Raw genomic sequence first — 21,454 nt, forward strand, 5'->3', positions numbered from 1 at the left:
TGCGGTTCTCGCCATTGTTTGTGTTTGCCTATATTTCGTTGGAATATAGGGTTAAAATAGGGCTCTTTTGGGCTTATTCAAATTAGGGACACGCCCTAACAGGTTCAGACGGCCTTGCATAAGGCCGTCTGAAAACCATGATTAGGCTAACATTTCACTTCCGCTTGCGCGCGGGTGTAATACCACCAATTCAACAACAGGCAGATGACGTAAAACGCGATAAAGCCATATAAAGCCATGTTGACGCTGCCGGTCAGCGCGATGGATGTGCCGTAACTTTTGGGGATGAAAAAGCCGCCGTAGGCCGCAAACGCACCGGTAAAACCGGCCACCGCCGCGCCTTCTTTGCCCGCGTTGATTAAGGCTTGCTCGCGGCTGATGACGCCTTCTTGTTCGGCCAAACGCTGCTGCTGAATCAGGAAGATAATCGGAATCTGCATGAAGGTCGAACCGTTGCCGATGCCGGTGAGCGCAAATAGGGCGATAAAGCAGGCGAAGAAGCCCCAGAAATGACCGCCGTGGCCGTCTGAAGGCAGGAAAAACAGCACGCCGAACACAGCGATAATCATGCCGACAAATACCCATTGCGTGATTTTTGCGCCGCTCTGGATTTTATCCGACAACCAGCCGCCGAAAGGGCGCACCAGCGCACCGACCAAAGGGCCGATAAAGGCATATTTCACCGGATCAACACCGGTAAACTGGCTTTTGGTCAACAGCGGGAAACCGGCGGCAAAGCCCAAGAATGAGCCGAAGGTACCCAAATAAATGATGCACATAATCCAGTTGTGTTTGCGCTTGAAAATCACCGCCTGATCTTTGAAGCTGGCTTTGGCGCTGGCCAAATCGTTCATGCCGAACCACGCCACGACGGTTGACAGGATGATAAACGGTACCCACACAAAGCCCGCGTTTTGCAGCCAGATTTGTTTGGTGACGCCGTCTTTGACCCAAGTTTGCGGTTCGCCGCCCAAGCTGCCGAACAAAGCGGCGGTAATCACCAGCGGTACCAGAAACTGCGCCACCGATACGCCCAAGTTGCCCAAACCTGCGTTCAAGCCCATGGCCGTGCCTTTTTCCGCTTTCGGATAAAAGAAACTGATGTTGGCCATGCTGGATGAGAAATTGCCGCCGCCAAAGCCGCACAGCAAAGCCAGAATCAGCATGGTGGTGTAGCTGGTGTCGGGGTTTTGCACCGCCAAACCCAAACCGACGGCGGGTAAGAGCAGGCTGGCGGTGGAAATCGCCGTCCAACGGCGGCCACCGAAAATCGGCACCAAAAACGAATAAAAAATACGCAAGGTCGCGCCCGACAATGCCGGCATCGCCGCCAGCCAGAAGAGTTGGTTTTCATTGTATTGGAAACCGATAGACGGCAGATTAATCACCGCCACGCTCCACACCTGCCAAATGGCAAACGCCAGCATCAGCGCGGGAATGGAAATCCACAAATTGCGGGAAGCGGTTTTCTTGCCGCCGTTTTGCCAGAAATCGGAATCTTCCGGCCGCCAGTCTTGAATCAAACGCGACATCGCGTTACTCCTTATGGTGTTTTGACAAAGGCCGTCTGAAAGAGAAGATTATCGTTCAGACGGCCTTAAAAGTTTATTCTTGGCGTTTGCCTTTGAACGAGAAGTGCATCCAAATCAGTGAGATACACACCGTGCCGTACAACAGCATAAACGCAGTCGAGCGGATGCCGGTGAAGTCCAAAAGCGCGCCGAACATAATCGGCAATAAAAAGCCGCCCATGCCACCGGCCAAGCCGACCGCGCCGGAAACCGCACCGATGTTGTCGGGGTAGTCATTGGCTACGAATTTAAATACCGAAGCTTTACCCACCGCCATCGCAATACCGGCGGCAAACATCAGCAGGGTAAACACGGTCACGTTCAAGCCGATGCTCATGCTCATTGGGCCTTTGGCCGTCTGAATCACCATTTCGGTTTGCGGGTAAGACAAGATAAAGAAACACACCCACAATACCCACATCACGCCCCAAGTGACTTTATACGCGCCGTATTTGTCGGAAAGGTAGCCGCCCAGCGCGCGCAACACGCCGCCCGGCAGCGAGAAACAGGCTGCTAAAAATGCGGCTGTCTGGATGCTCAGGCCGTATTCATCAATGTAGTATTTGGTCATCCACAACGACAAACCGACATAACCGCCGAACACCACCGAATAATATTGGCTGTAACGCAACACGCCTGGGTCTTTCAACAGCAGTAATTGCTGTTTCAGACTGGTGTTGGAAGGCACCAAGTGTTTTGGGTCGTGGTAGCTGGTGAACCAAAACAAAATCGCTGTGCCCAGCATCACCGCTGCGTAAACGGTCGGTACAAAATGCCAAGTGCCGTAAGCAATCAGGGCCGGGGCGAGGAATTTGTTGACCGCGGCACCGGCATTACCCGCGCCGAACACGCCCATGGCCAAGCCTTGTTGGTCTTTCGGGAACCAACGTGCGACATAAGGCGTGCCGACTGAAAACGAACCGCCGGCCAAACCCATCATCAGGCCGATAATCAGAAACTGCCAGTAGGCATCGGCGTATTTCATCAGGAAAATCGCCGGCACGCTCAACATCATCAGCACAAACATCACGATGCGGCCGCCGTAACGGTCGGTCCAAATGCCCAGCGGCACACGAATCAGCGAGCCGGACAACACCGGCAGTGCGGCCAAAATGCCGAATTCGGTTTCCGACAAGCCCAGCTCGTTTTTCACCGGAATACCAACCACCGCCATCATCATCCAAATCATGAAGCAGACGGTGAATGCGAAGGTGCTGGTAATCAGCACGGAATAGCGTTTATACGTTTCGGAGGCCATTGTCCCCCTGCCTTTCTTAATGGTTTGATACGAATTCAGATTCAGCTTTCAGACAGCCTTGAATTGATGTGATGCAAAGGCCGTCTGAAAAACCGGATTTAACGGCGGCGCACCAACTGCCATGCGCGTCCGACATAAGCCACGCTGGCAAAACCGCTCCAAACGTGCACCATGCGGGTGAACGGGAAGATAAAGAAGAAAGTCATGCCCATGAAAATATGCAGCTTGAAGAGGAAATTCACGTCTGCCAGATAGCTAGCTGCACCGCCGCGGAAGGTGACGATGTACTGCGCCCAGTGCATGAGTTTCACCATTTCGTGGCCATCGAGATGACCCATGCTGACAAAGATGGTACATAAACCCAATACCAAGGTAATCAACAGCCAAATCAACACCAATTTATCCTGCCAAGAGCTATTGGCATTGATGCGGTCGATTTTGAAACGGCGCAAAATCAACAAAATCAGGCCGACCAGCGCCATCACGCCAAATACGCCGCCCATCACCATCGCAAACACCTGTTTCGCGCCGTGGCTCACGCCGATGGCATCCCAAAACCACAACGGGGTTAATAGGCCGAACAAGTGGCCGAAAAATACGGCTAAAATGCCCACGTGCATCAAAATACTGCCCAAGCGCAATTGGCCGTGAAACAGTAATTGACTCGAATCGCTTTTCCACGAATACTGTTCGCGGTCAAAGCGCACCAAGCTGCCGAAGAAAAACACCGCCAGACAGATATACGGGTAAATGCCGAAGAAAAATTGATTGAAGGTATTCATGATTTATCCTCCTTTAAGGGCGTGCGCCAAGGCTGCCCTTGGGGTAAAACTGTACGGTTTCGATGGTCGGTTTCAGCAAAGGCTCGATGCCTGCCATGTCGGGGCCGAACATTTCCATGGCTTCGTCCATGTCGCGCACCGGCGGCTCGATTAAGGCTTTCGGCTCGACCGGCGTCAGCGCTGCCGCTGCTTGCAATAGTGCGGCATAAGGCGAACCGGCGGTTTCGAGTTTTCCGGCAATGTGTGCAATCACATGCACCGCATCGCCGAGGATTTTTTGCGCTTCACTTTCCGGAATAAACGACAAAAATTCCAACACCGCAGGCAGGTAATCCGGCAATTCTTCATCGCCCAACTCAAAGCCGTGGCGGCGGTATTCTTCGATTAAATCCACCATCGCGCTGCCGCGGTCGCGGTCTTCACCATAGACATGCTCGAACAGATACAGCGCCTGATGGCGGTTGCGGTCAAAATTCAACACATAATATTCCTGCAATTCGCGCAAAGACGTATTGCCCAGATAATCCAAAAAAGCTTGCAAAGCTTCGCGTTTCGGATTTAATTCGGGCCATTCGTTCAAGGCCGTCTGAAACTCGGGCAAGGCATCAATCAATGCTTGCTCGGGGTAACACATCAAGGCCGAAAGCCATTTGTAAACCAAAGGGTTGCTCATCAGTGCACTCCTTCTTCGCGGTTTTTCTCGTTGTCTTTACGCAAACCGTGGAACACGATCGGCGCGGCTTTGCGTTTGCCGAACAGGCTTTCGTTGCTTTCTCCGCCCGAGCAGCCGTTGCCGAAGGTAAAGCCGCAGCCTTTTTCGTTGAAGGTTTCTTCCACCATTTCTTTATGGCTGGTCGGAATCACGAAGCGGTCTTCATAGTTGGCAATCGCCATCACCTGATACATTTCTTCCACTTGGGCAGGGGTCAGGCCGGTGCCGTCTAAGGTTTGCTCCAGCGTTTCGCCGTGCACCACTTGACCGCGTTTGAAGCGGCGCATGGCAATCATGCGTTCGAGCGCGTCTTTAATCGGCTCGATTTTGCCCGCGGTGAGCAGGTTGGCTAAATAACGCAGCGGAATACGCATTTCGTCCACGCTCGGGATGATGCCGTTTTCTCCGACCAAACCGTTTTCGATGGCGGATTGAATCGGTGACAAAGGCGGCACATACCAAACCATCGGCAGGGTGCGGTATTCGGGGTGCAACGGGAAGGCGATTTTCCATTCCATCGCCATTTTGTATACGGGCGAGCGTTTGGCCGCATCGAGCCAGCTTTGGCTGATGCCTTGTTCCAATGCTTGGCGTTGCACTTCGGGGTCGTTCGGATTCAGGAACACGCCCAGTTGCGATTCATACAAATCCTGCGGGTTTTCCACCGAAGCGGCTTGTTCGATTTTGTCGGCGTCATACAGCAGCACGCCCAAATAGCGGATGCGGCCGACGCAGCTTTCGGAGCAGACGGTCGGTTGGCCGTTTTCGATGCGCGGGTAGCAGAAAGTGCATTTTTCCGCTTTGCCGCTGGTCCAGTTGTAGTAGATTTTTTTGTACGGGCAGCCCGATACGCACATGCGCCAGCCGCGGCATTTGTCTTGGTCGATCAACACGATGCCGTCGTCTTCGCGCTTGTAGATGCTGCCGGACGGGCAAGAAGCGACGCAGGTCGGGTTCAGGCAGTGTTCGCACAGGCGCGGTAGATACATCATGAAAGTCTGCTCGAATGCGGCGTGCATGTCTTTTTGAATGCCTTCGAATAAAACGTCTTTGGCGCGTTTTTCAAATTCGCCGCCCAAGTCGTCTTCCCAGTTGGGTCCCCATTCGACTTTGTCCATTTTCTTGCCGGTCAGCACCGAAACAGGGCGCGCGGTCGGCGGCGTTTTCATTTTCGGTGCGTTTTGCAGATGCTCGTAGTCGTAGGTAAACGGCTCGTAGTAGTCGTCAATTTGCGGCATGTTCGGGTTGGCAAAAATATTGGCCAAAATTTTCAGCTTGCCGCCTTGTTTCGGTACCAGTTTGCCGTCGGGTTTGCGCACCCATCCGCCGTTCCATTTTTCCTGGTCTTCCCAGTTTTTTGGAAAGCCGATACCGGGCTTGGTTTCTACGTTGTTGAACCATGCGTATTCGACACCATCGCGTGCCGTCCAGACGTTTTTACAGGTTACGGAGCACGTGTGGCAGCCGATACATTTGTCGAGATTCAAAACCATGCCGATTTGCGCTCGGATTTTCATAATGGTGTTCCTTGTGTTTTTGTTTCAGACGGCCTTTTCAGAGGCCGTCTGAAAGATTTTTTATGGGTATGTTCTGCGTGCAGGAAGTGTTCAGACGGCCTTGATGCTTGGTATAAGGCCGTCTGAAACTCAGGCCGGATCGTCCATCCAATCCACTTTGTTCATCTTGCGCACAATCACCCATTCGTCGCGGTTGGAGCCGACGGTGCCGTAGTAGTTGAAACCGTAAGCTTGTTGGGCGTAGCCGCCGATCATGTGGGTCGGTTTCAATATAGTGCGGGTCACGGAATTGTGGATGCCGCCGCGTTTTTTCGACACTTCGCCCGCAGGGGTGTGCACGATTTTTTCCTGCGCGTGGTACATCAGAATCATGGTTTCCGGAATTCGCTGGCTCACCACTACGCGGCAAGCGATGGTGCCGTTGGCGTTGAACACTTCTACCCAGTCGTTATCCACCAAACCGGCGCGTTTGGCATCGATTTCCGATACCCACACATGCGGGCCGCCGCGCGAGAGCGTCAGCATGCGGATGTTTTCCGAATAGGTGGAGTGGATGCCCCATTTTTGGTGCGGCGTCAGGAAATTAAGCGTGATTTCCGGATTGCCGTTGGGGTATCTGCCCAACAGTTTTTGAGTGGTTTTGAAATCCACCGGCGGTTTGTACACACATAAATGCTCGCCGAACGCACGCATCCAATGGTGGTCTTGGTAGAACTGCTGGCGGCCGGTGATGGTGCGCCACGGAATCAGTTCGTGTACATTGGTGTAACCGGCGTTGTAGCAGACTTCTTCGCTTTCCACGCCCGACCAAATCGGCGAAGACACAATTTTGCGCGGCTGCGCCACGATGTCGCGGAAGCGGATTTGCGTGTGTTCGCTGGCGGCAATCAGATGCGTGTGATCGCGGCCGGTCGCTTTACCCAGAGCCTGCCATGCTTTCATCGACACATGACCGTTGGTTTCAGGTGCCAAAGTCAGAATCATTTCGGCGGCGTCGATGGCGGTTTCCAGTTTCGGTTGGCTTTTACCCACACCTTCGCTGCGTGTACCGTTGAGTTTGCGCAGGAATTCCACTTCATGGCCGGTTTGCCATGCCAAACCTTTACCGTTGTTGTTGATTTTTTCCAGCAACGGACCAATGGAAGTGAATTTGTCGTACACCGCGCCGTAATCGCGTTCGACCACGGTCATGGCCGGCATAGTTTTACCCGGAATCGGTTCACATTCGCCGTGTTTCCAGTCTTTCGGGTCAAACGGCTGTCCCATTTCCTGCGGGCTGTCGTGCATGAGCGGGGTCAGCACGATATCTTTGCGCACGCCCAGATAATCTTTGGCGATTTCGCTGAATTTTTTCGCCAAGCCTTTGTAGATTTCCCAGTCAGATTTGCTTTGCCACAAAGGTTGCACCGCTTCGGTCAGCGGGTGGATGAACGGGTGCATGTCGGATGTGTTCAAATCGTCTTTTTCATACCAAGTCGCGGTCGGGAAAATCACGTCGGCGTAGAGGCAAGTGGTGTTCATGCGGAAATCGAGCAGGGTCAGCAAATCGAGTTTGCCTTCCGCCGCCGGACGCACGGTGATTTCAGACGGCGTGATGCAGTCTTCTTCATCACTCAATACCGCGTTTTGCGTGCCGAGCAGGTATTTCAGGAAATATTCATGGCCTTTGCCGGATGACCCCAAAATATTCGAGCGCCACACAAACAGGTTGCGCGGGAAGTTGAGCGGGTTGTCGGGGTCGTTACAAGCCATGTCGATGCTGCCGTCTTTTAAGCCGTTGACCACATAGTCGGCCGGATTTACACCCGCGGCTTCGGCGGCATCCACCACGTCGAGCGGATTTTGCGTCAGTTGCGGCGCAGAAGGCAGCCAGCCCATGCGTTCGGCTTTGGCGTTGTAATCAATCATCGACATATTCGGCATGCTGTCGCTGAAGCCCGGTGCCAGAATTTCGTCCACGCCCAATTTCTCATGACGCCATTGGCTGGTGTGGGCATAGAAGAACGATGTGCCGTTCATTTGGCGTGGCGGACGGTGCCAGTCGAGCGCGAAGGTGAGCGGTGTCCAGCCCGATTGCGGACGCAGCTTTTCTTGGCCGACGTAGTGACACCAGCCGCCGCCAGATTTGCCGATCGAGCCGCACATCATCAGCATGTTGATGATGCCGCGGTAGCTCATGTCCATGTGGTACCAGTGGTTCAGACCCGCGCCGAGAATCACCATCGAACGGCCTTCGGTGTCGTGCGCGTTTTGGGCAAACTCGCGCGCCACTTGAATCACCAGCTTCGGATCGACGCCGGTGTGTTTTTGCTGCCAAGCAGGGGTGTAGGGTTTGTCTTCGCTGTAATCTTTGGCGGCATTCGGGTCGTTCAAGCCGTGATCGACGCCGTAGTTGGCAATCATCAGGTCGAACACGGTCGCCACCAAAGCGCTGCTGCCATCGGCCAATTGAATGCGTTTGGCCGGCACTTTGCGGTAAATCAGCTCGTCGTTGTCGCTGCCGAAATAGGTAAAGCCGACATTGACCACTTCATCGGCACGCTCTTTCAGGCTCAAGGCGGCTTTCACGTCTTGGCCTTGCGCGCGCGTTTCCAGATTCCATTTTTGGCTGCCGTCCCAACGGAAGCCGACCGAGCCGTTCGGTGCCATCAGACCGTCTGAAAGCTCGTCCCAAGCCAAGACTTTCCAATCGGGGTTTTCTTGTTCGCCGAAATTACCGTCAAGGGCGGAAGCACGCAGGAAATATTCCGGCTGGAAGCCTTGGCCGTCTTCTTTCAGGCGCACCAGCATCGGCATGTCGGTCAGGCGGCGGACATAGTCTTGGAAATATTCAGACGGCTTGTCGAGATGGAATTCTTTCAAAATCACATGACCCATCGCCATCGCCAAGGCCGCATCGGTGCCTTGTTTCGGTGCCAGCCAGATGTCGCCGAACCTGGCCATTTCGCCGTAATCGGAAGACACGGCCACGGTTTTGGTGCCTTTGTAGCGGACTTCGGTGTAGAAGTGGGCATCGGGCGTGCGCGTCATCGGCACGTTGGAGCCCCACACCAAAAGATAGTTGGCGTTGTACCAGTCGGCCGATTCGGCCACGTCGGTTTGTTCGCCCCAAGTTTGCGGGCTGGCCGGCGGTAAGTCGCAATACCAGTCGTAGAAAGACAGTGGCACACCGCCGATTAAACCCAGATAACGCGCACCGGCGGCATAGCTCACCATCGACATGGCCGGAATCGGTGAGAAACCGATGACGCGGTCGGGGCCATAATTTTTGATGGTGTAGGCATTGGCTGCTGCCACCAATTCGTAGGCTTCGTCCCAAGTCGAGCGCACGAAACCGCCCAAGCCGCGTTGGGTTTTATAGGCTTTGGCGCGGGCAGGGTCTTCCACAATCGATGCCCATGCTTCCACCGGCGACATGGTTTGACGGGCATCGCGCCACATTTGCGCCAAAACGCCGCGCAACATCGGATATTTCACGCGTTGGGCGGAATACACATACCAGCTGTACGAAGCGCCACGCGGGCAGCCGCGCGGTTCGTGGTTGGGCAGGTCGGGGCGGGTGCGCGGATAATCGGTTTGCTGGATTTCCCAAGTGATCAAACCGTTTTTCACGAAAATTTTCCACGAGCATGAACCGGTACAGTTCACGCCGTGGGTGGAACGCACTTCCTTATCGTGCGCCCAGCGGCTGCGGTAGGCGTTTTCCCACTTGCGGTCTTCCGTGGTGACGGCGCCGTGTCCGTTGGCAAACGTTTCATGCTTTTGGGTGAAAAATTTCAATCGGTCTAAGAAATGGCTCATGGTCGTGTCCTCACTGGCGATGATTGCCGGATGTTTTATTGTCGATTAACAATATAAATCGTGAGGTGCCAAACCGCCACGCGCTTAAAGCATGAATGGGAGGTATAAAACAGCGGTATCACAAACCGACTTTCGGCGGTATGGCCGTGATTGAAAAAGAGTGCGCCATTTCAAATGAATAGTGGATATGAACCTTGTGCTTAAGGTAGAAAAACGCGCTAAACAGTGAAAAATCAACAAAAGGCCGTCTAAAACCTGTGTTCAGACGGCCTTGCTGTTCAATCTCAAATAAAAATGCCACTACCTACTTTAGTAGGTAGTGGCAAAGAGAAAAAGGGTGATAGTAAAGGCTCCGGGCTTTGGCTTGACCATCAATTGATATGGTTAAATCACACCCAAATCTTTCAAGCCGCGCAATACACCATCTTCATCTACGCTCGGGCAGACATAATCGGCCAATGCTTTTACGCTTTCTTCGCCGTTGTCCATCGCCACGCCAAAGCCGACGGCCTGCATCATTTCCACATCGTTGAAGCTGTCGCCAAAGGCCATTACGTCTTTCATGTCTATGCCGAGTTTCGCAATGGCATGTTCAATGCCACGTGCTTTTGAGCCTTCCTGGCGCAGAATATCCACCGCGTTTTCATGCCAGCGCACGGTTTTGAAACCCATTTGCGCAACGGCGGCATCGATTTCTGAATCGCGTTCCTGTGTGTAAAAAGCCAATAATTGGTACACCGGTTGTTGGCGGTAATAGTGGGCATCCACTTGATACGACGAGATAATTCTCGATAAGGCATCTTTGGCCCATTCGGTTTCTTCGGAAACGGCGATTTCGGCATTGTTTACAAAAGCATAAGCGATGTTTTGTTGCGCTAAAAAGTTGCACACCGCTGCTGCTTCATCGGCTACCATCGGATAATGCTGCAAGGTTTTTCCTTGAAACTCAATATATTGGCCATTGATGGTCACCAGCATATCGATGCCAACTTCTTGAATCAAGGTTTTGACTTTGGCAGGAATGGCCACAGGTGGGCGGCCGGTGGCAATGGCGGTCAAAATGCCGCGCTGTTTCAAGGCAGCCAACGCTTCGCCGACCGACGGGCGCAGGGTGTCGGTGTATTTGCGGTAAATGGTGTCGTCGATGTCGAAAAAAACAATTTTAGGATTTTGCATGGGAAAGGCCGTGGGGGAAATGGTTTCAGACGGCCTATTGTATAACACTCGTTACGTTTGGCGATATGGCTGGGGAAAGATTGATGGGTTTGACAAAGGTCTCAGGCCGTCTGAACAATCAATGTTTTTCAGACGGCCTGTTGGCAAAATCATCATTTAAGGCCGTCTGAAACTTAATTCAGAATTTCAATGGCGGTTTTGCCTTGCTTGAATTTCGCTTTAATAATAGCGGGCAGCGTGTCATCGAAATACCAGCGGCCATCGGGCAGGGCGACGGCATTGGCGGTGCAGCGGAACGCCAGTGTTTCGCCGGATAATTCGTCTGTTTCGCGAATATCGATTTCGTGCGCTCTGCCCCAATCGGCGACTGGTAGCAAGGGAGCGAGCGAGAGGATGCGGCGGTTTTGCTGTTGCACACCGTTTGCATCTTGGCACGAGCCATCACATTGGCCGATGGCTTGAATCGGGCAAGGTTCATTTTTGGCGTTGGTTTCCGGCAGGATATTCAGGGAATCGGGGCAGAGGCCGTATTCCTGCGCCCATGCTGCTAGAGCGCGTTTGGCACCTTTTCTGTGCAGGAAAAAACCATAAGGGCGGTGGGGGTGAATGCCGTTGCTCATTGGCACCAATCGCGCTTGCAACACGCCGTGTTCATCCGGTGAAAATTGCACCGTGGTAAATGTGCGCACGGTTTCAGACGGCCTGAGATTAAATTGCACCATGGCTTGCGCTTTCAACCACAAAGCATGCATAGGTCCGATGGCCGGCATAAAGCGGATAGAAGCGGCGCTTTGTGCAAAGCTCGGAATTTTTTTGCCGTTTAACATGGCCGCTACTTCAAAATAAGCGCGTGTATGCGATTGCACCGCCTGCGCTTGACCGTATTTATCCAGCCACACCAGCACACCTTCGCTGTCGGGCAGGGCGTAGAGCTGTTCGGCCAAGGTGTTTGGCAGCCAAGTCGGCAGCATTTTCGGATTCAGCAATACGCGGCTGTGGTTGAGCCATTCTTCTTCTCCTTTTTCTTCCAGGCTTTTTTCCAAAAAATCCACCAAAGCCAGAACATCGGTCATGGCGCGGTGACGGTTTTCCACCGAAATACCCATGCGTTCAATGATGCTGTCGAGATTGTGTTTGTGAAATTGCGGATACAGACGGCGCGACAATTGCACCGTACACAAAGCCGGTGCGGCAAAATCAATGCCTATGCGTTGAAATTCATGTCGCAAAAACGTGTAATCAAAGCGGCTGTTGTGCGCCAGCAGCAGCGTACCACGCAGAAGTGGCAGCAAATCGGCAGCAATTTGGCCAAAAAACGGCGCATCTTTGACCAACTCATCGTCAATACCGGTTAAGCGGGCAATAAAATCCGAAATTGGCTGCTGCGGATTGACCAGCCATTCATAACGCTTGGCTTGGCCGTTTTCAAAGCGCAATACCGCTACTTCCGTGACACGGTCTTGATAGAGATTGCCGCCGGTCGTTTCCAAATCCACCACCGCCACCGGCAACCCTATGCGGGAAAAAGCAGCAGCCAACCGCGGCCAACGCGAAGCGTGCGCCATTTTTCTTTTCCTGTAAATTCAACAAACAAACGCGCATTCTACACTTTTTGAGATTTTTTTCCAGTCAAACGCTTGACAGATTTTAAGCGTATCCCTATAATTCGAATCTTTCTTACAGCGCACCCGTAGCTCAGTTGGATAGAGTATCTGGCTACGAACCAGAGGGTCGGGCGTTCGAATCGCTCCGGGTGCGCCATTAAGAAAATCCTTTATTCCGCGCCCATCGTCTAGCGGTTAGGACATCGCCCTTTCACGGCGGTAACCGGGGTTCGATTCCCCGTGGGCGTGCCAGATTTTGATTAAAGCCTTGCTGATTTCAGCAAGGCTTTAATTTTTTGTGTTTTTTAAAGCTGTGTGTCTTTTTGTTCAACTCTGTTTCAGATGACATGAAAACCATCTTTACAAGCATACTTGATTTTCATGTCATGCCGTTTACCAATCGAGCAGTTTTAGATAGCTTAGGAACAAATAATTTATATGTAAATTATCTCTTTACTAAAATTGATTAAGTTTTTCGTGTGTAAAGCCTTGGTTTAGAAGCTTGTTTTCATGGTTTTATTTATCTTGTGATGGCCGATTTAATTGAGTTTATGAGTATAAGGTAAGAATGCTTTCATTCAAATCCAATACAAATACAATATTCTCTGCTAAGGTAGCAGCACATTAGTCAGAATCAACTGAATAGGAGTAAACACATGAATGCAAATTTGAAATGGATCGCTTCGGCAATCGTGGCTACAGTGGCTTTGTCGGCATGTAGCAGTACCGGTAGCACCAAGCCAGCCTCTGCTAAGCAGCCGACTCAAGAGCAAGTGGTAGCGCAACAGCAAGCTGCGAGCGGTCCGCAAACGGTTAAGGTCGATTCTATTGATTCAACCAAAGAAGTGGCCTACAAATGCGGCCCTAAAGGCGAAGAGAAATTGACCGTAATGTATGGTGTGAAAAACAATCAGTTGGTCGCAGCGCAAGTTCGCTTTAAAAACGAGCTAACGCCGAATCTGTTCCGCGTTGTCGGTGCCAATGACCAGAATATTTTCTGGGGTGAGAACGTGGCTTGGTTTGCTGAGAAAGCCACTCCGGCTAACGTAGATAAAGTTGACGGTAATATGCTGACCATCCGTGGTACGACTCAAGTCAACGGTAAAACCGAAGTAGTGGATCAAATCGTGACCCGCGGTTGTTCATTGGATAAAACCGCGACTGCGCGTTTGAAAAAATAATCGTTTGATAAAATGAATATAAAAGGCCGTCTGAAAATTAATTTTTCAGACGGCCTTTTTATCAAGTTTATTTCTTATCCGCTTCAGGCTCGGGAATTTCAAACACCTGACGCAGGTAGGCGAGGAAAGTGTCGTTGGTGGTCATGGTTTTACCCGGTGAGTCGGAAAGCTTGGCAACCGATTGGCCGTTGCACTCGACCAGTTTCAACACGATGTTGAGCGGCGTATGCCCCATATCGTTGGTGAGGTTGGTGCCGATGCCGAAGCTGGTTTTGAAACGGTCTTTGAAATATTGGTGCAATGCCCAAGATTTCTCGATGTCGAGGCCGTCTGAAAAGGTCAGCATTTTGGTGTGGCTGTCGATTTTGAGCTTTTTATAATGCGCATAGGCTTTGTCGCCCCACGCATACGGGTCGCCACTGTCGTGTCGCAGGCCGTCGAACAGCTTGGCAAAGTAAAGGTCAAAATCGCGCAGGAAAGCATCCATGCCAACCACATCGGTCAGTGCAATGCCTAAGTCGCCGCGGTATTCGTGTACCCATGTTTCAAGAGCGGCTTTTTGCGAATTGCGCAAGCGCACATCCAAGGCTTGGAAGGCTTGCAGGAATTCATGCGCCATGGTGCCGATGGGCGTGATGTTGAGTTTTTTCGCCAAGTAAACATTGCTGGTGCCGCGCACGATATGCGGTGCGGCATCGTTTAAGGTGCGCACAACGTGTTCCTGCCACGCAAGATTGTAGCGGCGGCGGGTGCCGAAATCGGAAATCAAAAACGGCGGGTCGGAAGGGTCTTGCTGGGCGGCAATTTGTTTTAGGGCATCGACTTTGGTTTGTAAACGGCGTTCACCTTCGGCCAATACTTCCGGCGTTTCCAAGCGGCGGAAGAAGAGTTCGTTCACAATCGCCAAAATGAAGATTTCAAAGAACATTGCCTGAATCATCGGGCCTTCGATGCGAATGTGCAAGCGGCCTTGTTCGTCGGAATGCACTTTGACAAAGCGGCGTTTCAGTTGGAAAAGCTCGAGGTAATCGACAAAGTCGCTTTTGATGAAACGCAGGCGGCGCAGGTAATCCAATTCGTCGTCGGTGAAACGCAGTTGGCACAGGGCATCCAATTCGCGTTCGAATTCTTCCTGAATGTCGGCCAGTGGGTAAACCATTTCTTTGTTGCGGCAACGGAATTCATACAGGCTGTGGGTTTGCGGGAATTGATGCAAAATCACCTGCAACATGGTGAATTTGTATAAATCGGTGTCGAGCAGCGATTTGATGATGGGGTCGTGTGAGGTCATAAAGATGTTCTTATTAACGGGCGAATGAAGTATTAAAACATGTTTGGCCACCAAGATGACCGAAAGTTTACAAACTTTTATGGATTTTGGGCATCAAGGCCGTCTGAAAGCGATTCGGGCAGCTCGATTTCCTCGGTTTCGGCCTGTTTCAAATGGATTTCGATTTCGTCAAAGCTGCTTTCCTGCACAATGCGCACCAAGCCTTCTTTGGCCAATTCCAGCAGCGCGATAAAATTCACCACCACATAAGCCGCGCCTTGCTCGGGCTTGAATAAGGTAGAAAAACGGCTGAAACCATGTTCGTTCAGACGGCGTAAAATCGAGGTCATCTGCGCGCGCACGGAAATGGCTTCGCGCATCACTTCATGACTGCGCGTGTGTTTGGCGCGCGATAAAATACCGAGCCAAGCCTGCGTTAAATCCGCCACGGCGACATCAGGTAGCTTGGTTTCTGCGGCAATTTCCAAAGGCAGATACACCCACGCAAAATCGCGGCCGGCGCGGGGCAGGGCATCCAAGCCTTGTGCGGCGAGTTTCATTTGTTCGTAAGCCAGCAGACGGCGCACCAATTCGGCGCGCGGGTCGACTTCTTCGTCTTCGATTTCTTCGGGGCGCGGCAGCAGCAGACGGGATTTGATTTCAATCAGCATGGCCGCCATCAATAAATATTCTGCTGCCAAATCAAATTGATAAGCTTCCATTTGCGCGATGTAGTGCAGATATTGCTCGGTGATTTTCACCATCGGAATATCGAGCACATCAATATTTTGCTTGCGGATTAAATACAGCAGCAAATCCAGCGGCCCTTGAAAGCTCGACAACACCACTTCCAACGCATCGGGCGGGATAAACAAATCCTGCGGGATGTCGGTAACGGGTTGGCCGAACACATACGCCACCGCGCTTTCAGACGACCTCATCATCTCGGCAGCGTTCATTTGCCACCTGCAATATGGCCAATCGCCGCTTGCGCACAATACAGGCCGAAGCTGGCGGTGACCAGCATACTCGCGCCATAACCGGCGCATGACAAACCTTGCGGTGCCGCATCCGCAGCGCAGGCTTCGCCCGATTGCGGCGGGGTAATGTTTTCGGTGGAATACACGCAAGGCACACGCATTTTGTCGGCAGTGTTGCGACTGAAACCGTAGCGTTTGCGCAAGGTGTAGCGCAAGTTGGCCAGCAAAGGGTCGTGGGTGACTTTGCTTAAATCGGCCGTCTGAATCAGGGCCGGATTTTTTTGGCCGCCCGCGCCGCCGCTTAAGATAAACGGCTGTTTGTGTTGCACGAAATAAGCCGCCATCACCGCTTTCACGCGCACTTGGTCGATGGCATCGATGACAAAATCAAAGCCGTCTGAAAACAAATCAGGCAGGTTTTCTTCGGTCACAAAATCTTCAATTTCAACCACTTGACAAGCCGGATTGATTTGCAAAATGCGCTCGTGCAAGGCGCTGACTTTGGCCTTGCCGAAGTCGTCGGTCAGGGCATGGAGCTGGCGGTTGACATTGGATTCGGCGACATTGTCCAAATCAATCAAAGTTAAACGACCGATGCCGCTGCGTGCCAATGCTTCTACCGCCCACGAGCCGACCCCGCCGACCCCGACCACGCACACATGCGCCTGATGAAAGCGTTGTAATGCTGAATCGCCATACAATCGGGCAATGCCGCCAAAACGGCGTGATGACAGGGAATCAATCTCGGACATGGTCAACCTTGTGATAAATCAAAAAATAAATGAAAAGGCGGTGGCGTGAAGCAAAAATTCATCGCAAAAAGCCAAAGACGTATTATACTTGAACCATGAAGGCTGTTGTGTAAAGCTGAAAGAACAGTCTATAATCCCATCACTTGAAAATATCGTGCCGCAAAAAGGCATTGGAAGGAGATGACAATGTATAAGCATTTGGTTGTTGCCGTTGATGGTAGTGAAACCTCTTTAAACGCGTTGAAACATGCGGCTGATTTGGCCAGCGTTAACGAAGCCCGCCTGACTTTGGTGCATGTGGCCAATCCGGCGGAATACATGGCTTTGGCTCCTGAGTTTTTGCAACACGAAAGCTACGAAGCTGCTGCTGTGGCGCAGGGTAATGAAGTATTGGAATTTGCTGAAAAATCAGCGCGTGAAGACGGTGTGACCAACATTGTGAAACACTTGCTGGTGGCCAACAAAGGCGCGCGTGAAATGGCACAAGAATTGGTGGACTACGCCGATGCCAACGGCGCTGATTTGCTGGTGTTGGGCACACATGGACGCACCGGTCTCATGCATTTGCTGATGGGCAGCTTCGCCGAAACCGTGATGCGCCAAAGCCACTTGCCATTGTTGGTAATCCGCAGCAAAGCCGAAGAAGAATAATGCTTCTTTAAGCGCAACTGAATACAGGCCGTCTGAAATATTTCAGACGGCCTTTTGTTATGATTTAGGCAATGTGAATATTTGTTTTTCATTATCTTGAAAATATTGGCAAATAATTTCTCAAAATGCCGAAAAAATCCTTATTTTGTCACCAATTGGTTTTATAATCGCTTTTTGAGTTTAGCGTAATCATTCTATTTGAAGGGAAGCAAACATGGCTGTACCGACCATCAGCGAGGTCTGCAATATCCGTTATTGGGGCATTAATTATTATGATGCCGATGACAAGGGAGAGGTGATTGTGCGCCCGAATCCGGCCGAGCCGGAGAAAACCGTGTCGCTGCAAAAGCTGGCCGAGTCGGTGCAGCAAAAGCAGGGTGCACGGTTGCCGATTTTGTTTTGCTTTCCGCAAATTTTGCAACACCGCCTGCGCTCGATTAATCAGGCGTTTCAGACGGCCAGAGCCGGTTTTGGCTATGAAGGCGATTATTGTTTGGTGTATCCGATTAAGGTCAACCAACACCGCCGCGTGATTGAAACGCTGATTCACAGCCGGCAGCCGCATGGTTTGGAAGCAGGCTCGAAAGCGGAACTGATGGCCGTGTTGGCGCACGCCGGCACCACGCAGACGCTGATTGTCTGCAACGGCTATAAAGACCGCGAATACATCCGCTTTGCTTTGATGGGCGAAAAACTCGGCCATCAGGTTTATTTGGTGATTGAGAAAATTTCCGAAATCGAAATGGTGCTGGAAGAAGCGGAAAAACTGGGCGTGAAACCGCGCTTGGGCGTGCGTGCGCGTTTGGCTTCGCAAGGCTCGGGCAAATGGCAGGCTTCGGGCGGCGATAAATCGAAATTTGGCTTGTCGGCTTCGCAAGTGCTGCATTTGGTCGATGTGTTGAAACAGAGCAACCGCTTGGACTGCCTGCAATTGCTGCATTTCCATCTTGGCTCGCAACTGGGCAATATCCGCGACGTGGCCACCGGCGTGCGTGAGTCGGCGCGGTTTTATGTCGAATTGCATAAGCTCGGCGTGAATATCCAATGCTTCGACGTGGGCGGCGGCTTGGGTGTGGATTACGAAGGCAACCGTACGCAATCGGATTGCTCGGTCAATTACAGCCTAACCGAATATGCCGAAACCGTGGTGTGGGGCATCGGCCAAGCCTGTCGCGAACACAATCTGCCACACCCGACCATCATCACCGAAAGCGGTCGCGGCATTACCGCGCACCATGCCGTATTGGTGGCGAATGTGATTGGTGCGGAACGTTACACGCCGCAAGAGTTGAGTGCGCCGTCTGAAGACGATCCGCGTGTGTTACACAGCATGTGGGAAACATGGACGGATATTTTCGCTTCGCGCGAAAAGCGTTCGCTCAGAAGCTGGATACACGAAAGCCAGTTTGATTTGTCGGACGTGCACAATCAATACAACGTCGGCCTGCTCAGCCTTGAGCAACGCGCGTGGGCAGAGCAGCTTTATTTGAATATCTGCCACGAAGTGGGCGAATTGTTTAACGAAAAACACCGCTCGCACCGCACCATCATCGATGAATTGCAAGAGCGGTTTGCCGATAAACTGTATGTGAATTTTTCGCTGTTCCAATCTCTGCCTGATGTGTGGGGCATTGACCAATTGTTCCCCGTTTGCCCGATTACCGGCTTGAACGAAAAAGTTGCCCGCCGCGCCGTGTTGCTGGACATTACCTGCGATTCAGACGGCACCATCGACCACTACATCGACGGCGACGGCATTGCCACCACCATGCCGATGCCCGATTATCCTGATGACAATCCGCCGTTGCTGGGTTTTTTCATGGTCGGCGCGTATCAGGAAATTTTGGGCAATATGCACAACTTGTTCGGCGATACCACCACCATCGACGTGATGGTACACGGCGAAAACCAATTTGATGTAGTCGATTACGACGAAGGCAATACCGTCGCCGATATGCTCGAATATGTGTACCAAGACCCGAAAGAGTTGATGCGCCGTTACCGCGAACAAATTGAACATTCCGATTTACCGGCTTCGCAAGCGATGGCATTTTTGAAAGAGCTGGAAATCGGGCTGAATGGCTATACTTATTTGGAAGAAGAATGATGTTCAGACGGCCTATTGATAAAAAGGCCGTCTGAAAAAACAGTTATATATTAAAAGGATACAAAATGAACCCATACACCACCCTTGCCGGACAAACCGATAATTCACTGGTTTCCAACAGTTTCGGCTTCCTGCGTCTGCCGCTTGATTTCAACCCTTACGAAGGCGATGCCGAGTGGGTGATTACCGGCATTCCTTACGACATCGCCGTATCCGGCCGTTCCGGTGCACGCTTCGGCCCCGAATCCATCCGTCGGGCTTCGGTGAACCTGACGTGGGAACACAAGCGTTTTCCGTGGACATTCGACGTGCGCGAACGCTTAAACATCGTCGATTGTGGCGACTTGGTTTATTCCTTTGGCGACAGCCGCGATTTTGTCGAAAAACTCGAAGCCCACGCGACACAATTGCTGCAAGCCGGTAAAAAATGCTTGAGTTTGGGCGGCGACCATTTTGTGACCCTGCCCTTATTGCGCGCCCACGCCAAACATTTCGGCAAACTTGCCTTGGTGCATTTCGATGCCCACACCGACACCTACGCCAACGGCAGCGAATTCGATCACGGCACCATGTTTTATACCGCGCCGAAAGAAGGCTTAATCGACCCGTCGCGCTCGGTGCAAATCGGCATCCGCACCGAACACAACAAATCGTTGCCGTTTACCGTTTTGAGCGCACCGCAAGTCAATGACGACAGCGTCGAAACCACCGTGGCCAAAATCAAAGAAACCGTCGGTGATATGCCGGTGTACCTGACTTTCGACATCGACTGCATCGACCCCGCCTTTGCACCCGGCACCGGCACGCCTGTGTGCGGCGGCCTGACCACCGACCGCGTCCTGAAAATCCTGCGCGGCCTGACTGATTTAAACATCGTCGGCATGGATGTGGTCGAAGTTGCCCCGTCTTACGACCAAGCCGACATCACCGCCTTGGCCGGCGCGACCATTGCGCTGGAAATGTTGTATTTGCAAGGGGCAAAAAAAGCTGGTTGATGTAATTTAAATTGTTGGATAATCAGTGTTTGGCTAAATCAATATGCCGTCTGAAACTATTAGGATTGATACGGCATATGCTTTGGTCAACCACTCGAAAAGTTGCGAATAATACTTTCGTGTGAGTCTGAAAATAACTTGCCTCTCCAGCACAGTTAAAAGTCTAGTATCATTAAAAAGCAGCTTTTAAAATAGTGGAATCCATTACCATGAATAGGGTATTTTATGAAAAATAAACTGAGTTTTGTTGTTTTGAGCCTGTTGCTCGTTGCGTGTCAAAAAACGGATATTCAACAGGAAAACGTGAATTTGCAGGAGAAAACAGCGCCGGTATCTGTCGCTGGGCATTCTTCTTCATATTCAACATCTGCTCAAAAAAGATTAAAAGAGCAACTGACGGTTAACCGTGATGCTAACTGTGGCTGCTGCCATCAATGGATAGAACATGCCAAAGCGGATAGCTGGGTGATAAAGGATGTGGTGCTTTCAAGTAATGCCAAAGTGGCTGAAATCAAAGATCAGTATGCGATTGCACCGGAGATGCGCTCATGCCATACCACAGTCAGCAGCTCCGGTTATGTATTTGAAGGGCATGTCCCCATGAAGGCAATGACTGCCTTTTTAGAAAATCCCCCTGAAAATGCGATTGGTCTTGCTGTACCGGGCATGCCCGTAGGCAGCGTGGGTATGGAGAATGGGGGGCATTTTATGCCTTATGAAGTTATGCAGCTGAATCATGATGGCACTTATCAGGTTTTTGCTAAAATCGACCAGCCATCCGATCAGTATTAATGATTCCAATAGCCATGATTATATTGGCGATGGCACCAAACAAAGGCCCTTACATTCGCATTTCAACAGCAACCACCAGTCCGCTTTTTTGATCTTTACCGACAATGGTGTCCATCTCGAAATCGCCGACCCGCTCTTTTTGATCGACAATGGCAGGTCTGTGTTCAATGTCGGTTCTGTCCGGTACGCTGCCTTTTGTCCATGCACCGCTGCCGTATTTTCTGCGGTAGGGTTTGGAAACGATACGCAGATGGGTGTACAGGTCGCCGCCGTTTTGACGGTCTTTGGCGAGATAGCGGTAAAGG

General features: G+C 51.7%; 16 protein-coding genes, 2 tRNA genes and 1 pseudogene. 7 read left to right on the forward strand and 12 right to left on the reverse strand.

The window, feature by feature from the left end; translation table 11 throughout:
- Positions 1-146: 146 nt before the first annotated feature.
- The 8 genes from CRG49_RS07815 to CRG49_RS07850 form a co-directional block, all read right to left on the reverse strand.
- Positions 147-1,532, reverse strand: a complete 1,386-nt coding sequence (locus CRG49_RS07815; RefSeq protein WP_095501893.1) for a NarK family nitrate/nitrite MFS transporter — start codon at positions 1,530-1,532, stop codon at positions 147-149.
- A 73-nt stretch (positions 1,533-1,605) separates the two neighbouring features.
- The gene (locus CRG49_RS07820) at positions 1,606-2,829 is read right to left on the reverse strand and encodes a nitrate/nitrite transporter (RefSeq protein WP_095501892.1); all 1,224 of its coding nucleotides are present in this window, start codon (positions 2,827-2,829) and stop codon (positions 1,606-1,608) included.
- 98 nt (positions 2,830-2,927) lie between these two features.
- Complete coding sequence (narI, locus tag CRG49_RS07825; RefSeq protein ID WP_095501891.1) at positions 2,928-3,611, reverse strand: respiratory nitrate reductase subunit gamma; 684 nt, start codon at positions 3,609-3,611, stop codon at positions 2,928-2,930.
- 13 nt (positions 3,612-3,624) lie between these two features.
- Complete coding sequence (narJ, locus tag CRG49_RS07830; RefSeq protein ID WP_369832025.1) at positions 3,625-4,284, reverse strand: nitrate reductase molybdenum cofactor assembly chaperone; 660 nt, start codon at positions 4,282-4,284, stop codon at positions 3,625-3,627.
- Complete coding sequence (gene narH, locus CRG49_RS07835) at positions 4,284-5,840, reverse strand: nitrate reductase subunit beta (RefSeq protein WP_095501889.1); 1,557 nt, start codon at positions 5,838-5,840, stop codon at positions 4,284-4,286. The genes narJ and narH overlap by 1 nt, the downstream gene beginning before the upstream one ends.
- A gap of 129 nt (positions 5,841-5,969) precedes the next feature.
- Positions 5,970-9,641: a nitrate reductase subunit alpha gene (locus CRG49_RS07840; protein WP_095501888.1), complete on the reverse strand. Its 3,672-nt coding sequence runs from the start codon at positions 9,639-9,641 to the stop codon at positions 5,970-5,972.
- 384 nt (positions 9,642-10,025) lie between these two features.
- On the reverse strand, positions 10,026-10,817 hold the full coding sequence (locus CRG49_RS07845; protein WP_095501887.1) for a Cof-type HAD-IIB family hydrolase: 792 nt from the start codon (positions 10,815-10,817) through the stop codon (positions 10,026-10,028).
- 173 nt (positions 10,818-10,990) lie between these two features.
- Positions 10,991-12,382, reverse strand: a complete 1,392-nt coding sequence (locus tag CRG49_RS07850; protein WP_095501886.1) for a 3'-5' exonuclease family protein — start codon at positions 12,380-12,382, stop codon at positions 10,991-10,993.
- A gap of 119 nt (positions 12,383-12,501) precedes the next feature.
- Here CRG49_RS07850 and CRG49_RS07855 point away from each other — a divergent pair.
- The 3 genes from CRG49_RS07855 (at position 12,502) to CRG49_RS07865 (ending at position 13,602) form a co-directional block, all read left to right on the forward strand.
- Positions 12,502-12,578 (forward strand) — tRNA-Arg (locus CRG49_RS07855).
- A gap of 20 nt (positions 12,579-12,598) precedes the next feature.
- A tRNA-Glu gene (locus tag CRG49_RS07860) sits at positions 12,599-12,673 on the forward strand.
- Positions 12,674-13,077: 404 nt separating this feature from the next.
- A complete protein-coding gene (locus tag CRG49_RS07865; protein ID WP_095503091.1) occupies positions 13,078-13,602 on the forward strand; it encodes a hypothetical protein in 525 nt (174 codons plus the stop codon).
- A gap of 67 nt (positions 13,603-13,669) precedes the next feature.
- Here CRG49_RS07865 and pncB read toward each other — a convergent pair whose 3' ends face one another.
- From pncB to CRG49_RS07880, 3 genes are all read right to left on the reverse strand, one after another.
- Positions 13,670-14,893 carry a nicotinate phosphoribosyltransferase gene (pncB, locus tag CRG49_RS07870; RefSeq protein ID WP_095503090.1) on the reverse strand — a complete coding sequence of 408 codons (1,224 nt, stop codon included), beginning with the start codon at positions 14,891-14,893 and terminating at the stop codon, positions 13,670-13,672.
- 77 nt (positions 14,894-14,970) lie between these two features.
- Positions 14,971-15,831, reverse strand: coding sequence for a ScpA family protein (locus CRG49_RS07875; RefSeq protein ID WP_095503089.1), 861 nt, complete (start codon positions 15,829-15,831; stop codon positions 14,971-14,973).
- Positions 15,828-16,604, reverse strand: coding sequence for a ThiF family adenylyltransferase (locus CRG49_RS07880; RefSeq protein WP_095503088.1), 777 nt, complete (start codon positions 16,602-16,604; stop codon positions 15,828-15,830). The genes CRG49_RS07875 and CRG49_RS07880 overlap by 4 nt, the downstream gene beginning before the upstream one ends.
- Before the next feature lie 186 nt (positions 16,605-16,790).
- Here CRG49_RS07880 and CRG49_RS07885 point away from each other — a divergent pair, with 186 nt between their 5' ends.
- From CRG49_RS07885 to CRG49_RS07900, 4 genes are all read left to right on the forward strand, one after another.
- Entirely contained in the window at positions 16,791-17,255 is a 465-nt protein-coding gene (locus CRG49_RS07885) for a universal stress protein (protein WP_095503087.1), read from the forward strand.
- A gap of 214 nt (positions 17,256-17,469) precedes the next feature.
- Positions 17,470-19,362, forward strand: coding sequence for a biosynthetic arginine decarboxylase (speA, locus tag CRG49_RS07890; protein ID WP_095503086.1), 1,893 nt, complete (start codon positions 17,470-17,472; stop codon positions 19,360-19,362).
- A gap of 65 nt (positions 19,363-19,427) precedes the next feature.
- Complete coding sequence (speB, locus tag CRG49_RS07895) at positions 19,428-20,357, forward strand: agmatinase (RefSeq protein ID WP_095503085.1); 930 nt, start codon at positions 19,428-19,430, stop codon at positions 20,355-20,357.
- Between the two features lie 225 nt (positions 20,358-20,582).
- Complete coding sequence (locus tag CRG49_RS07900; RefSeq protein WP_095503084.1) at positions 20,583-21,149, forward strand: DUF411 domain-containing protein; 567 nt, start codon at positions 20,583-20,585, stop codon at positions 21,147-21,149.
- Between the two features lie 61 nt (positions 21,150-21,210).
- Here the strand turns inward: CRG49_RS07900 and CRG49_RS07905 are convergent.
- Positions 21,211-21,454: pseudogene (locus CRG49_RS07905) on the reverse strand (IS30 family transposase); the annotation flags it as partial.

The organism is Neisseria sp. N95_16 (assembly GCF_002551535.2).
Taxonomy (GTDB): Bacteria; Pseudomonadota; Gammaproteobacteria; order Burkholderiales; family Neisseriaceae; genus Neisseria; species Neisseria brasiliensis.

What these genes read in the sequence shown, in the direction of transcription:
- CRG49_RS07815 (WP_095501893.1), bottom strand. Translation starts at nt 1,532, where the DNA reads ATGTCGCGTTTGATTCAAGACTGGCGGCCGGAAGATTCCGATTTCTGG.
- CRG49_RS07820 (WP_095501892.1), bottom strand. Translation starts at nt 2,829, where the DNA reads ATGGCCTCCGAAACGTATAAACGCTATTCCGTGCTGATTACCAGCACC.
- narI (WP_095501891.1), bottom strand. Translation starts at nt 3,611, where the DNA reads ATGAATACCTTCAATCAATTTTTCTTCGGCATTTACCCGTATATCTGT.
- narJ (WP_369832025.1), bottom strand. Translation starts at nt 4,284, where the DNA reads ATGAGCAACCCTTTGGTTTACAAATGGCTTTCGGCCTTGATGTGTTAC.
- narH (WP_095501889.1), bottom strand. Translation starts at nt 5,840, where the DNA reads ATGAAAATCCGAGCGCAAATCGGCATGGTTTTGAATCTCGACAAATGT.
- CRG49_RS07840 (WP_095501888.1), bottom strand. Translation starts at nt 9,641, where the DNA reads ATGAGCCATTTCTTAGACCGATTGAAATTTTTCACCCAAAAGCATGAA.
- CRG49_RS07845 (WP_095501887.1), bottom strand. Translation starts at nt 10,817, where the DNA reads ATGCAAAATCCTAAAATTGTTTTTTTCGACATCGACGACACCATTTAC.
- CRG49_RS07850 (WP_095501886.1), bottom strand. Translation starts at nt 12,382, where the DNA reads ATGGCGCACGCTTCGCGTTGGCCGCGGTTGGCTGCTGCTTTTTCCCGC.
- CRG49_RS07865 (WP_095503091.1), top strand. Translation starts at nt 13,078, where the DNA reads ATGAATGCAAATTTGAAATGGATCGCTTCGGCAATCGTGGCTACAGTG.
- pncB (WP_095503090.1), bottom strand. Translation starts at nt 14,893, where the DNA reads ATGACCTCACACGACCCCATCATCAAATCGCTGCTCGACACCGATTTA.
- CRG49_RS07875 (WP_095503089.1), bottom strand. Translation starts at nt 15,831, where the DNA reads ATGAACGCTGCCGAGATGATGAGGTCGTCTGAAAGCGCGGTGGCGTAT.
- CRG49_RS07880 (WP_095503088.1), bottom strand. Translation starts at nt 16,604, where the DNA reads ATGTCCGAGATTGATTCCCTGTCATCACGCCGTTTTGGCGGCATTGCC.
- CRG49_RS07885 (WP_095503087.1), top strand. Translation starts at nt 16,791, where the DNA reads ATGTATAAGCATTTGGTTGTTGCCGTTGATGGTAGTGAAACCTCTTTA.
- speA (WP_095503086.1), top strand. Translation starts at nt 17,470, where the DNA reads ATGGCTGTACCGACCATCAGCGAGGTCTGCAATATCCGTTATTGGGGC.
- speB (WP_095503085.1), top strand. Translation starts at nt 19,428, where the DNA reads ATGAACCCATACACCACCCTTGCCGGACAAACCGATAATTCACTGGTT.
- CRG49_RS07900 (WP_095503084.1), top strand. Translation starts at nt 20,583, where the DNA reads ATGAAAAATAAACTGAGTTTTGTTGTTTTGAGCCTGTTGCTCGTTGCG.